Genomic DNA, 14,622 nt, shown 5'->3' on the forward strand with positions numbered 1-14,622 from the left:
TTTTAAAACTATGAAAAAGTACTTTGTTTTTTTATCTTTAATGATGATAATGGCACTAGCTTCGAATGCTCAGCAATTGCCTTTATATTCACAATATATGTTTAATAGCTTTTTGCTAAATCCAGGTATTGCAGGTAGTGTTGATTATTTTCCTATTCGAATCACGGCTCGTCAACAATGGGCTGGTATTAAAGGTGCTCCTTCTACCCAAGCAATAAGTGCTCATTATTTAATGGAAGCTCAAAAATTAGGAATAGGCGGTTTTATTTTTAATGATAAATTTGGACCATTAAGCGAAACCGGTATTCAAGTTTCCGGTTCCTATCATTTACCATTAGAAGGAATCAATTCTAAATTAGGCTTGGGTTTAGCATTTAAAGCATTTCAATTTAAATTTGACGAAAGCGACCTGGTTACCATTGATGAAAACGATATGGCTGTAAGTCATGGGAAAATCACAAAGTTTGTCCCCGATGCTGATTTTGGTGCATATTTATACAACGATAAATACTATGTAGGTGTATCTGCCACACAACTTATTCAGTTTAAAATTGATTTAGGCGATAGCAATGCGGTTGATAAAAACAAAATTATTCGCCACTATTATTCTTTAGCCGGTTATCGTTTTTCGTTAAGCGAAGATTTTGAACTTGAACCTTCTTTGCTTTTTAAAGGAACCTTCCAAAGTCCATGGCAGGTGGATATTAATGCAAAAGCTATTTACAGAAGTATGTATTGGTTTGGCCTGTCGTACCGTTCAAGTAAGGATTTGGTTGCGATGTTAGGCCTTAAAGTTAAGAAGTTTTATATCGGATATGCTTTTGATTATACTTTTACCAGTATTAAAAACTATAGCAACGGAAGTCATGAAATTCTTATAGGATTTAATGTGTTCGAAGGTAAAAATAAAGGCTCAAGCTTGCTTTAATCTTTTAAAGAAAATTATTATGAAAATTTTGTCCGCCATTTTAGTGGGGTTGATGTTTATTTCAATCCATTTAACTGCTGCTACCGTAACAAGTAATGCCGTAACAGGGAATTGGAATTCTGCATCTACATGGGTAGGGGGAGTTGTCCCTTCATCGAGCGACTCGGTTGTTATTGTAAACGGTGCTACTATTACACTAAATGTCAATGCAACCGTTTACAAACTGAAAATAAACACCGGAGGGACGTTAAGTCTTTCTTCCTTTACATTAACGTTAAATGGTAATGGTGGGTTAGGTGGAAATTTAGAAATATATGGAACGCTAAACGGAAATTCCGGCATCATTCAATTGACAGGTGACTTTACTCTTTCCGGCACATTTAACTATGCTACCAGTACAGTTGTTTTTAATGGAAACGATGCTCAGCGAATGCTGGGAAACGCACCCACTTTTTATCATTTACGTTCAACCAATACAAATAATACAGTCGGAAAAGGTGTTAGCCTGCATCAGACGAATACTACCATAAAAGGAAATTTTATTGCCGATGGTGTTTTTAACCGTAATTCGCAGAGCTTCCCAAGTGCTACTGTTACGTTTGATGGAATTGATAGTTTAAAAGGATCTTATAGTTTTTATCTTAACCATGTAGTAATTAATGCGGGTGCTACTGTTTACGGTGGATATAAGACTGTTTATTTATATGGTAATTGGACATCAAATGGAAATTTTGTTTGTAATAATAGTTCTATTATTATTAAATATGATACCTATAGCTCATGCCAGCCTAACAATCAAACCATATTTGTCGCTAATCCATCTACCAATCCATTTTGGAACTTAACCTGCGATAAAACTTCGGGTAAAGTGTTGCAATTAGACGGAACTAATAACCCCAATGGGAATATTTATGTATTGAATAATTTTTCTGTTAATAATGGAACTTACGATGTAAATGGAGCTCATCGTTTATATGTAGCCAAAGATTTTACGTGTAGCGGTACAGGAATTTTTATAGCAAGCACCGGTAGGGTTCTTATGAATGGTAGCAATGTTACTACACCTCAATTATTAAGCCCCGGTAATAATTCGCTTTATAAGCTTACTATCGACAATTCGGGAGCAGGAGTGAAATTGGGTTCAAATGTAACATTAACATATGAACTGAATCTATCTAATGGAATTTTATATACACGAAATGGTAGTAATAGTTATGAATTATATTTGTCGAATAACGATATTGCTACGTCGCTTACGGCATATTCGGCAACTAGTTACATAGCAGGAACTTTAAAGAGAGCTGTTTCAAATGCTAATTATGTTTTCCCGGTAGGTGTTTCAAATAGTATTCTCAAAAAATATCGCCCTTTGACGCTGAATTTAACCAATGCTACAGGAACCACTTGGATATTAGTAAATGAAGATAGTATTGCCAATAGCGGTACTTATTATGCTTCGTATTGGACAAAAATTCAGCCCGATGCAGGTAATCCAACAGGTTCAGTTCAGTTTAATTATAATTTGAGTCAGGATTTTCAAAGTGGAATGCAAGAATGTATGATTTCGGTTATAAGAGGAACTATTCCGCCTAACCCTTCGTGGAATTATGTGCTTACTACAACTACACCAGCAAGTAGTGGAACTATAACTGCTACCTTACCCGCTACTTATGCTCCATATGCATATATACTTGGTGAACCTGTTCCTATGGCTACTAATCCAACTATTTGCGATGGCAATGCGGCTACCATAAACATTACTTCTCCAACAGGATATGGTAATTTTTATTGGTACAACACCTCATCGGGAGGAACTTCGTTCAATACCGGAACTTCATATACAACACCTACCTTATATGATACCACGACCTATTATGTGGCTTTTTTCAATCCCCAGTGTACAGGGCATCGTTACGAAGCTACTGTAAATGTAAATGATATTCCATCATCGAATTTCTTAGTATCTAATCCTGTATGTAATGGCAATAGCGGAACCGTTTCATACAACGCAACACCTATTAGCGGGTCAAATTATACATGGAATTTTGGAGGAGCTACTGCAATTCCCGGCACGGGCGAAGGTCCTCACACCATAACCGGAACAGCAGGTCAAACCTATACTATAAGTTTGCAGGTTTCGGCAAATGGTTGCACCTCTTCAACTACCACTCAAACCATTACTTTCCCAACTGCCATAACTGCAAGTATAACTAAAACCGATGCTGCTTGTGGTAATAATAATGGTAGTGCAACCGTAAATATTTCCGGAGGTATAACACCTTATCAGGTTCAATGGAACAATGGACAAACCACTACTACTATAAATAATTTATCCGCAGGAAGCTATACGGTTACTATTACCGATAATTTTGGATGCACGCAAGTTTTATCTACTACCATAAGTAATATTGGAGCTCCTTCGGTAACTGCTAATGTTATAAATAACGTTTCTTGCAATGGTTTACATAATGGTAAAGCTGCATTTACTGCTACTGGAACAGGAAACTTAAATTATAGCTGGTCGAATGGTGTAAGTGGCAGTGGAACCAATAATGTAGTATCTATTATTGATACGCTTAGTGCAGGCACTTATTTTATTACGGTTACCGACCAAAATAATTGCCAAACTGTTAGCTCAGTTACAGTAACCGAACCTGCTGTGCTCAATCCTCTTTACAATGCTGTAAATGTTACGTGCTATGGATTAACTAACGGTTCTATTACGATGCAAGTTACAGGAGGTACGCCTAACTATAGCTATTCGTGGGCTCATGGCTCTACACAAGCTATACAAACAATGTTAGCAGCTGGAACTTATACCGTAACTGTTACTGATTCGCATCAATGTACAGCTATTCAAAATATTACCATAACGCAGCCCGATAGTTTGGTTATTAATGCTACAACGGTTGAAATATCTTGCTTTGGAACAAATGATGGCGTTATACAAACTCAAGTTACAGGAGGTACTGCTCCATATAATTATCAATGGAGTAACGGAAGCAATGCCGCCACTTTAACCAACCTTGCAGCAGGAACTTATGTGTTGAACTTAACAGATGCTAATGGTTGCAATGCAGGTGCTTCAGTTACACTCACTCAGCCTCAGCCATTGGACGTACAAATTCAATCGTTTCCTGTTTCTTGTGCTGGATATAACGATGGCAGTATTTTAACTTCTGTTTCTGGTGGTACATCGCCATATACGTATTTGTGGAGTAATGGTAATACTAATGCAAATTTAATGGCATCATCAGCAGGTAATTACGAAGTTACAATTACCGACGATCATGGTTGTACGGCTGTCGCAAGCGAAGCAATTTCAGAACCTTTGCCGCTCATTGTAACCCTAAGTTCTAATTCCATTTCGTGCAATGGTGCTAATAATGGTTCTGTTATTGCCAATATTCAAGGAGGTGTGAGTCCTTATTCTATTATATGGAACAATGGCTCTTCTAGCAATCCTTTGGAAAATTTACCTGGTGGAGTTTATGAAGTAACAGTAACAGATGCAAATTCGTGTAGCAATGTTCAAAGTGCTACGGTGAGTGAACCCCAGGCCTTAATGGCAAACTATCAAATTACGCATATTAGCTGTTATGGTCAGCAAAATGGTAGCATCGAAATAAATATTACTGGAGGCACACAGCCTTATCATTACGAATGGAGCAATCAAAGCCAATCGCAAAATATTTACAATTTGTCGCAAGGCATGTATGCTGTTACCATTACCGACGATAATAGTTGTTCCATTGTGCAATCATATACCATTATAGAACCTGCAGCATTATCTGTATCGGCTGATTATACTCACTATTTATGTAATTATAATCATGACGGATATATCAATTTAACAGTTACAGGTGGAACACCCGCTTATTCTTATTTTTGGAGCAATGGAGCTGCCAATGCACCGACACAAGGTCATTTATCGGGTGGAAACTATGTAGTAACCATTACAGATGCTAATTTGTGTAGCGTTATTGATACATTTGCTATTGTTTCAAGTGCTTTTGCTGCAGTTAATATTTTATATAATCCAACAACCCACATGGCTAATGTTCAGATAGATGGAGGAGTTGCACCATATAGTTATGTGTGGTCAAATAATAGCACAGATAGTTTATTGCACATAACGCAGTCGGGGCATTACAGTGTAACTGTTACTGATTTAGCGGGATGTACAGCTATTGCCGAAAGTGATATCAATGCTGATTTTATCATACCTTCATTGTTTACACCTAATAACGACAATAAAAACGACCGTTTCGAGATAAAGGGCATAGAGGCTTTTTCGCAAGTTAAAATTGAAATATATAATCGTTGGAGCGATAAGTTATTTGAATTTGAAGGTAATGGTATCGATTATTTAGATGCAAGTAAACAATGGGACGGTACATATAAAGGTAAAGATTTACCAATGGGTACTTATTTATACATTATTAATGTTTTTAATGGCGAAGAGCCTTATACTGGAACTGTTTCAATAGTACGTTAAAAAATAATGAAAGCAATTCAATTACAATCTGTTATTACTTGTCCCTATTGTGGCTTTCAAAAAGAAGAAAGCATGCCCGAAGATTCATGTCAATTTTTTTATCAATGCACCCATTGTAATAAAATAATCAAACCGAAAGAAGGCGATTGTTGTGTATTTTGCTCTTATGGTACTGTTAAGTGTCCACCCATGCAAAACATTGGGCATTGTTGCTAATATTTGAGAAGAAACCCAGATTATGCATTAAAAAAAAAAGTAATCGATAAAGTGCTTGTAATCAATTCCAAAAATTGGAATTGAAACAATCACTAAATCGGGGTTATCACAACTAAATCAAGTAGTTCGGCTCGTAATTCGCCTCCTCTTGATTAATTTTGGATAAACTTTTTCAAACCATCAATACCAGCTTCAATTTCATTTAATTCTCTTGCAGCATTAAAACGGACAAAATTTTTTCCATTGGGTGAGAAATGGATTCCTGGAATAATAGCAACTTTTTGTTGTTCGTAGAGGTCTATGGCAAATCTAAATCCATCATCATACGGAGAGGGGAGTTTTGCCCAAATAAAATACCCTCCATCAATAGGCGGAATTTCAAATCCTAATTCTTTAAGGGCTTGATGAAGTTTATCAAATGAAGTTTTAAGTTTTTCTCTTAATTCTACTACATAATTATTAACAATGCCAGCTTTTAGTATATATTCGATTAAAGCTGTTTGCATTGGGTTGGCAACGCAAAGACCTGTATAATCATGCAAGGAACGAATATGCTTCATGTGTTTGGCGTTGCAAATAAAATAACCTACACGCCATCCTGTAATGGAAAACAGTTTTGAGAAGCTATTAACATAAAATATCCATGGATTATTTGTGTCAATAGGGATATAAGGTGGCTCGTTGAAATAAAGTTCGCGATAAACAGCATCGATAATAATATAAAATTGATATTTTTGCGACAAGGCAATAATCGTTTCAATATCACTTTTGCTGAATATCTTTCCGTATGGGTTGCCGGGTGTGTTTACAAAAACTAAATGAATGCGATGTTGAACAATATCCTGTTCAAATTGCTTAAAATCAATCTTATTATCATGAAGGTTATACGGGAAAAAGTGGTCGTTAAAATATCGCGGTAAATTATTGTACGATTCGTAAACAGGATCGAACCCAAGTACATTTAGAGTCCCGATTTTTTGTTTCAAATATAAATAAATAAGTGTAATGGCTTCGGTTGCCCCTTGTACAATTAATAAATGTTCACGTTGAACCGCATACGACTGATAATGTTCGCACAGTTTATCGAGTAGTTGGAAATTACCCACTCCTGGGGCATATTGATGAATCTTAGGGTTTAATGCTACATTGCTAAGGCTTTCCATTAGTTGCTGAGGTGGAGCAAAACCCGGAATTCCTTGAGCTAAATTGATACCACCAAATTGCTTAACCTTATTACTAAAAAAGCTAATAAGCGATCCTTCGGGTAATACGTATTTCATTATCTAATGCTTTAACCTAATGATTGATTACCTAATAATTGTTTCGCTTTATCGGCAATATCTTTATTGTTGGCTTTTCCAGCAAGTTTTTTAGAAGCAATGCTCATTACCTTACCTAAATCTGCAAGGTTTTGAGCGCCAACTTCAGCCATTATTGTTTTAATTTCATTTTCTAATTCTACATTGCTTAGAGCTTGAGGCATATACAATGCAATGTATTTAGCTTCGTTGAGCTCTTTTTCGGCTAATTCCATCCGATTATTAGCTTTATACATTTCGGCAGAATCAATGCGTTGTTTGTATTGTTTTTGAATAATTTGAATTTCTTTTTCATCTGTAAGTTCATGTTCGCTATTTTCAGTTTTTGCTAAAAGAAAAGCCGATTTTAAAGCACGAAGTGCTTCTAGTTTATCACGTTCTTTAGCCAACATGGCTTTTTTTATGTCTTCATTGATAATTTCAGAATATTTTCCCATAGTGTATATTTTTTTTGTAAAATTATAAAATCGTTTTCAATTATATTCTTGCCAAGGTTAAAAAAATAACATGTATAACAACTGTTAACCCAATCCAAAATATTCTAACTTTTTCGCCCTTGTATTTAAAAAATCTATATTCTAGTGCAGATTTATGACAACTGGTTAAACACTCTCCACATAAGGTACAACTTATAGTAGTCTTGTGTTTAAAGATAGACTTTTGTGTTAAAGCTAAATATTTACAATGATTAGTACAAACCATGCATTTATCGCAGCTATTATTGATTCTAATTTTAATAGGATAAATGAACGAAAAAGTATTTACTAAATAATTAATAGGGCACCAATAGCTACAGTGCATCATAGTTTTCTTTTTTGAAGAGAAGTAAAAAGAAATAATAAGTCCTATTAAGCCAAAAGCAATGCCCAATATGGTAGCCATTAAATTAGAGACTTTTAATAGACGTAATATGATTACAGCTAAAATAAAAAGAACAAAAAATGAAAATTTAAGATTCCAAATAAGTTGAATATTATTTTTTCTTTTTCCGTGCGCCATAAAATTATCGATAGCTCCAAAATAGCACAATTGTGAACACCAAGCTGGACCACTTATTAAAACAGTTGATAAAAATAAAATAGGCATAAAACCTATTTCACCCCTTAGAACAGGTCCACCAATAATAATGGCCGGTACTGGAAGATGAAGTTTTCCTGTCATTAAAAAACGCTGGTCAATTAATATGCCCAAAAACAATTGTGCAAAAAAGACGATAGAAAAAACAGACCATGCTAAAGTTCTGAATTTAGTTTGTTGCTTTATCATCTGATTGAATAGAAATCCTCCATAAATAGCTAAAATAAAAATTTCAATCCACCCACTCATAGGAAAAAAACGTTCTATCAATAAAAGCGATTGACCTTTTATAGTTACGTATTTATAAATAGGTATTAGAAAAGCTAAAATAAAAAAAGATACTACAAAGGTTTTATGGTTTAAAAAAGATTTCATATATAAAATTTGAGGCTGTCTCAAAAGATTATTGTTTTGCATTTCTGTTTAAATATTAATAATATTATTTATTGATAATTAGATTGTTGTAATTTTGAGAATATCGAAAACCATTCAAAATTCTTACTTTTGAGACAGCCTCATCATGTATTGTTTATATCGGTTTGTGACTTGGTGTTGTGACGGATTTTTAGCATCCCGATACTTCGGGATGCAATCGAAGAACTGCACTTGAAACTACACAAAACTGTCATACAAACCAATGCACCCGCTATTACGCCAAACCGCTGTTATGTGCTGTTTTCTTTTTGGAAATAGGTTATGAAAAAATGTAAAATTCATATATTTATTTCTTTAACTAGAAATTCTTTGTGATAGTTTTTCTGCAAGTATTTTATATATTGAAATTGGGTCAGAGAAGGAAGAATAATATTCATATAGTAATTTTAAGGTTTTCTTCTCTGGAAATAATGTTAAGATTATTTCATTGAAAATTTTATCATTGTTTAAAAGTTTTCTAAACACAAGTGGTTTTAAATCTTTAATTTCTTCAAAGGTTTTTTGAGCGTCTAAATCAAAATTTATTTCTGGCAACTCAGGAATTTCTTTTTTCCACTTCACAAGATACTCTAAAATTTCTTCCCAAACGTCTGCATAACCCAAATATTCAAAAAGAGTTTTACCATAAAAGATTTGAGTTTCTACATTGTAGTCCTTTGTCATTTTTTCTAATTCAGTTTCATAAAAATTTTTGTTTTTCACCAAATTGGGGTCAATGAAATAAAAAATTCCGATTAATTCTTCTTCTGAATAATTTAAAAGCATTATATCTAGCTTCTTTTCAAAGTTTAAAATTTGACCACGCTTTTTGGTTGAGTCGTGGTCGTCTCTTACTTTTTGTTCAATGAAATAAATTTTTCTGTCCTTGCAAAAACATTGATCAATATTGAGAACATCACCTTCGCTATTAGTAAATCTTTTTGGTAAAATTTCGCAACCTTTTAATCGTAAATATTCTTCAATGACGCGTTCAAACGCATCACCAAAACGGATCTCGTGAGATTGTAAAAGGTTTTGTAAAATTTTTGCTTTAGGTTTAGTAGGTCTAAATAAACCAATATATCGTGAAGGTGAACTTGCAATTTTTTCTAGCAAATCCGCTTTTGATTTCTCAAAAATTGTTTCATTAAAAATTTGTTTAAACTGATTGTATCTCATTATTGCCATAAATTAAAAAATTTTCTTCAGTCTTGTGAACTATATTATTTTCAAATGGGATTTCATTATAACCGGACGAACTTGATTTTAGAAATTTATTTTCATAATCGTGACGAAGTTGGTCAATGCTTATAAATTGGTTCCCTCTTTTTATATACCAAAATGTCCAACCATTATGATTTTCTTTCTTTAAAATTTTTGCGCTGATTTTATGAATAGAACCAACGATTTCTCCATCTAATAGAATGGACGCGTCTGCTTGGACTTGTGCTCTATATTTCTCATCTTTCGAATATAAATACTCTCCAATTTTTATGTATCCTTTTTCAATTAGATTTCCAAAAGGGACCTTAGGCTTTCTTTTTTCGATTCTGTACTCAAGCAAAGGTATGCTTAGTGGTATAATTTTTTCAACTCTTTCTGTTCCAATTTTGACATAAAATTCTTCACGGTCAAAAGCTATAAAATTCCTACCTAATCGTTTAGCCACGGCAGCAGTAGTTCCACTACCTGAAAAAGGGTCTAATACAATATCACCTGGGTTAGAAGTAGAAAGTATTATTCGGAAAAGTAGCTCAGCAGGTTTTTGAGTAGAATGGGCTTTTTGCCCATTTACTTTGATTCTCTCATCTCCTTGACAAATCGGAATCAACCAGTCGCTACGCATTTGCAAATCATCATTGATTACTTTCATAGAATGATAATGAAAAGTGTAATTAGATTCCTTTGATTTTGTTGCCCAAATTAACGTTTCGTGTGCATTATTAAATCTTGTACCTTTAAAGTTAGGCATTGGATTAGTCTTAATCCAGATAATATCATTGAGTATCCAAAAACCAATATTTTGAAGAATTGTACCTACTCTAAAAATATTATGATAAGTTCCGATAACCCAAATGCTACCTGATTTTTTTAAAACACGGTGGCATTCTTTTAGCCATAGGTTAGTAAATTTGTCATACTCTTCTTTTGATTCAAATTTATCCCATGCATCATTTACAGCATCAACTTTTGTTTGATTGGGACGAAAAAGTTCACCATTCAACTGTAAATTATATGGGGGATCAGCAAAAATCAAATCTATTGAATTGTCAGGTATTTTTTTTAGCAACTCAATGCAGTCCCCCTGATGGATTTTATTGATGTCTAATGTGCCAAGTTTTGTCATTTTATTTTTTTTTTTTTCAAATTTAGTAAATTTTTTACAATTTATTAACACGTTTAAATTTCTTTTTAATAGTCATACCTTATTTATATATACCACAAAAATGATGTTTTTATTATTATTAAAAAAAGAATAAGTTTTTAGAATCAATAAAATTATTTTATGCTGTAAAACAAAGTTCGAACTGATAAATATCATATTTGAGCCTTTTTGACCTCCTTACTTTTATCATAATCAAAAAATTAAAAAACAAAAATTAGTGTTAAATAAATAACAGTGTTAATTTACTAACAAAAAAAAATAGGAGGTAAAAACAATGACAGAAGTTCAAGGAATTCTTGAAAAAGTAACAGCCAAGTACGGAAAAGAGCGTACAGCTTTAATGCCGGCTTTACAGGCGATTGTAAGCGAAAAACGTTATCTTTCTGACGAAGACATCGTTGAAGTAGCTAAAACATTCGATTTATCAGCTGCTGAAGTTTATGGTACAGCAACATTTTACACCTTTTTAGATACGGTACCTCGTGGTAAGTACGTTATTCGCGTGTGTAAAACTATTGCTTGTCATATGTCAGGTAAAGACGAAATTATTGAGGCTTTACAAAATATGTTGAAAATTAAAGTTGGCGAAACAACTGTTGATAAGAAGTTTAGTCTTTTAACAGCTAATTGCTTAGGATGGTGCCATAAAGGACCTGTTATGCTCGTCAATGACGAAGTATATCCTGAGTTAACCGTTCAAAAGGCTATTGAAATTATTCAGTCTTATCAGCAAAAATAAATGGTGTAACTAAAAAATTATGAACAATGGAAAATAAACTTTTAAAGAAAGTAGATTTAATTTTCTGCAAAACTTGTCAAGACGACATTGAAGTTGTTAAAAAAGCTATTACCCGTCATCCGGATGAAATCATCAACGATTTAATCGATTCTGGATTAAAAGGACGTGGTGGCGCTGGTTTCCCAACAGGTTTAAAATGGAAATTTACCAAAAATCAAGATTCAGCAGTAAAATATGTTGTATGTAATGCTGATGAAGGCGAACCCGGAACATTTAAAGATAGAGAAATTCTCGATACAGTAGCTACCAAAGTATTTGCAGGTATGGCTATTTGCGGTTACTGCATCGGTGCTAAAGAAGGTTACATGTATCTTCGTGGTGAATACAACTTCTTGTTGAAAAAGTTAAATGCATCATTAGATGAGTTCAATGCTAAAATTAAAGCTGCCGGTCTTGATTTTCACATTCAATTACGCAGTGGTAGCGGTGCTTATATTTGTGGTGAAGAAAGCGCTTTATTCGAAAGCCTAGAAGGTAAACGCGGTGAACCCCGCAATAAACCTCCTTATCCAACTGTTGCGGGCTTTATGGGCAAACCAACCGTTATTAATAATGTAGAAACATTTGTTTATACTGCAATGATTAATCATTTCGGTGTTGCAAAATTTAAAGAATTAGGTACAACCGATTCACGTGGTTCAAAAGTATTCTCAATTTCCGGTGACACTCCTAAAGCAGGTATCTACGAACTTGAGTTAGGTATGTCGGTGGACGAATTTGTTAAAGAATTTGGCGATGGTGATACCAAAGCTGTACAAGTAGGTGGTGCTTCGGGACATTGTGTTCCTCGCAAAAAATTCAACGATACCATTATCGGTTTTGAAGGAATTCCTACCGGCGGTTCAATGATGTTATTCAACAGCAGCCGTTCTATGTACAATGTATTAAAAGATTATCTGGAATTCTTTACAGAAGAATCATGTGGTCAATGTACACCTTGCAGAGTTGGTTGTCAACAACTTTTAAAAGGCATCGAAGCTGTAAAACGCGGCGAACGCCCTGCTTCATACCTTGAAGAATTGAAAAAATTAGCACTCAGCATGAAAGTTGCAGCAAAATGCGGTTTGGGTCAATCGGTGGCTAATCCTTTCATTTCTATCATCGACAATTTTAAAGAAGAAATTATTTACTAATTAAAAATAATAGGAGAGAAAGTCATGAGTAACTACATGGTTAACCTTAAAATAAACAACATTCCGGTATCTGTTCCAGAAGGAACAACCATCTTGGAAGCCGCCAAGAAATTAAATTTTAGAATTCCTACTTTATGCTACCACGAAGACTTAAGCGTTGCAGGTAACTGTCGCGTTTGCGTTGTTGAACAACAGGGCGCTCGTTTATTGCAAGCAGCTTGTGCCGCTCCGGTTGCTGAAGGTATGGAAATTTTAACCAATAGCAACAAAGTACGTCAGGCACGTAAGCATGTTATTGAATTATTGCTTTCTGAACACCGTGCTGATTGTACAGAATGCTACAAAAATGGTAATTGCGAATTACAAGATTTAGCACATGAATATGGCGTTAATCAACACATGTTCATTGATTTGAATCGTAAGAAAAACTACACCATCGATCGTAGTTCACCTTCCATCATTAAAGACGACAGCCGTTGCATTCGTTGCCAACGTTGTGTTCGTACCTGCGAAGAATTGCAAGGTGTTTCTGCTTTAGCCGTTGCATATAAAGGCGATCATCAAAAAATTTCTACTTTCTTCGAACATCCTATGTTTGAAGTTGTTTGTACCAATTGCGGTCAATGTATCAACCGCTGTCCGACCGGTGCTTTAATCGAAAAAACATATATCGATGAAGTTTGGGATGCTATTAACGATCCTACAAAACATGTTGTAGTTCAAACAGCTCCTGCAGTTCGTATCGGTTTAGGTGAAATATTGGGTTATGAACCCGGCGAACGTGTTACCGGTAAAATGGTTACTGCTTTAAAATTGTTAGGTTTCGATTCTGTTCTCGATACCGACTTTACAGCTGACTTAACCATTATGGAAGAAGGTACCGAATTGTTAACCCGTTTGAAAAAAGCATTGGTTGACAAAGAACAAGTTGCATTACCCATGATGACATCTTGCTCACCCGGTTGGATAAAATTCCAGGAACATTTATTCCCCAATTTATTGGATAACCTTTCAACTTGCAAATCGCCACAACAAATGTTTGGTGCATTAGCAAAAACCTATTATGCTCAAAAGAAAGGATTAAATGGTAAGGATGTGGTTTCTGTTTCTATAATGCCTTGTACAGCTAAGAAATTTGAAGCAGGTCGTCCCGAAATGCGTTCAAGTGGTTTCCAAGATGTTGATTACGTTTTAACTACCCGCGAATTGGGAATGATGATTAAACAAGCTGGTATCGATTTTATGCGTTTACCCGATAGTCATTACGATAGCATTATGGGTGAATCAACTGGTGCTGCTGTAATTTTTGGTGCTACGGGTGGTGTAATGGAAGCAGCGCTTCGTACTGCATACGAAATTGTAACAGGACGTCCTGTACCATTCCAAAATTTAAATATTACCCCAGTTCGTGGTATGGAAGGTGTTCGCGAAGCATCTATTAAGATAGAAGGTTGTGTGCCCGAATGGAGTTTCTTAGAAGGTGCTGTTTTAAAAGTAGCTATTGCTCACGGATTGGCAAATGCAAAGAAATTGATGAAAGCTGTTAGCGATGGTACTGTTTCGTATCACTTTATTGAAGTAATGGCTTGTCCTGGTGGATGCTTAGGTGGTGGTGGACAGCCTATACCTACCAATAAAGAAATACGTCAAAAACGTGCAGAAGCTATTTATGCCGAAGACGAAGGTATGCCATTACGTAAATCACATGAAAACCCAGAAGTTCAACTTATTTATCAAGACTTCTTAGGTAAACCACTCGGACATAAATCGCACGATTTGTTGCATACTCATTACAAACCCAGAAAACGTTACTAAAATTAGTATTTTTATAAAAAGGGCTGCTCATATAAAT

Annotated in this window: 11 protein-coding genes; 6 read left to right on the plus strand and 5 right to left on the minus strand. The window is 34.8% G+C overall.

The window, feature by feature from the left end:
* Nucleotides 1–10: 10 nt before the first annotated feature.
* The 3 genes from HPY79_00075 to HPY79_00085 are packed head-to-tail and all read left to right on the plus strand — an operon-like array spanning nt 11 to nt 5,642.
* Entirely contained in the window at nt 11–928 is a 918-nt protein-coding gene (locus tag HPY79_00075; protein ID NSW44215.1) for a type IX secretion system membrane protein PorP/SprF, read from the plus strand.
* A 19-nt stretch (nt 929–947) separates the two neighbouring features.
* Nucleotides 948–5,426 (plus strand): gliding motility-associated C-terminal domain-containing protein, encoded by a 4,479-nt coding sequence (locus HPY79_00080; GenBank protein NSW44216.1) that lies wholly within the window; start codon nt 948–950, stop codon nt 5,424–5,426.
* Between the two features lie 6 nt (nt 5,427–5,432).
* Nucleotides 5,433–5,642, plus strand: a complete 210-nt coding sequence (locus HPY79_00085; protein ID NSW44217.1) for a hypothetical protein — start codon at nt 5,433–5,435, stop codon at nt 5,640–5,642.
* A gap of 152 nt (nt 5,643–5,794) precedes the next feature.
* On the opposite strand, the gene HPY79_00090 is transcribed toward HPY79_00085, so the two are convergent.
* The 5 genes from HPY79_00090 to HPY79_00110 all read right to left on the minus strand — a co-directional run bounded on the left by HPY79_00090 (nt 5,795) and on the right by HPY79_00110 (nt 10,799).
* Nucleotides 5,795–6,922: a pyridoxal phosphate-dependent aminotransferase gene (locus HPY79_00090; protein NSW44218.1), complete on the minus strand. Its 1,128-nt coding sequence runs from the start codon at nt 6,920–6,922 to the stop codon at nt 5,795–5,797.
* Nucleotides 6,923–6,933: 11 nt separating this feature from the next.
* Entirely contained in the window at nt 6,934–7,398 is a 465-nt protein-coding gene (locus HPY79_00095; GenBank protein NSW44219.1) for a GatB/YqeY domain-containing protein, read from the minus strand.
* Nucleotides 7,399–7,438: 40 nt separating this feature from the next.
* Nucleotides 7,439–8,413, minus strand: coding sequence for a 4Fe-4S binding protein (locus HPY79_00100; protein ID NSW44220.1), 975 nt, complete (start codon nt 8,411–8,413; stop codon nt 7,439–7,441).
* 354 nt (nt 8,414–8,767) lie between these two features.
* Nucleotides 8,768–9,631 (minus strand): restriction endonuclease, encoded by an 864-nt coding sequence (locus tag HPY79_00105; protein NSW44221.1) that lies wholly within the window; start codon nt 9,629–9,631, stop codon nt 8,768–8,770.
* A complete protein-coding gene (locus tag HPY79_00110) occupies nt 9,612–10,799 on the minus strand; it encodes a site-specific DNA-methyltransferase (GenBank protein ID NSW44222.1) in 1,188 nt (395 codons plus the stop codon). The genes HPY79_00105 and HPY79_00110 overlap by 20 nt, the downstream gene beginning before the upstream one ends.
* A 313-nt stretch (nt 10,800–11,112) precedes the next feature.
* Here HPY79_00110 and nuoE point away from each other — a divergent pair, with 313 nt between their 5' ends.
* The 3 genes from nuoE to HPY79_00125 are packed head-to-tail and all read left to right on the plus strand — an operon-like array spanning nt 11,113 to nt 14,585.
* A complete protein-coding gene (gene nuoE / locus HPY79_00115) occupies nt 11,113–11,577 on the plus strand; it encodes an NADH-quinone oxidoreductase subunit NuoE (GenBank protein ID NSW44223.1) in 465 nt (154 codons plus the stop codon).
* A gap of 26 nt (nt 11,578–11,603) precedes the next feature.
* Nucleotides 11,604–12,770 (plus strand): NADH-quinone oxidoreductase subunit E, encoded by a 1,167-nt coding sequence (locus tag HPY79_00120; protein ID NSW44224.1) that lies wholly within the window; start codon nt 11,604–11,606, stop codon nt 12,768–12,770.
* Between the two features lie 24 nt (nt 12,771–12,794).
* Complete coding sequence (locus HPY79_00125) at nt 12,795–14,585, plus strand: iron hydrogenase small subunit (protein NSW44225.1); 1,791 nt, start codon at nt 12,795–12,797, stop codon at nt 14,583–14,585.
* The last annotated feature ends 37 nt before the right edge of the window (nt 14,586–14,622 follow it).

The organism is Bacteroidales bacterium (genome assembly GCA_013314715.1).
Lineage (GTDB): Bacteria > Bacteroidota > Bacteroidia > Bacteroidales > GWA2-32-17 > Ch61.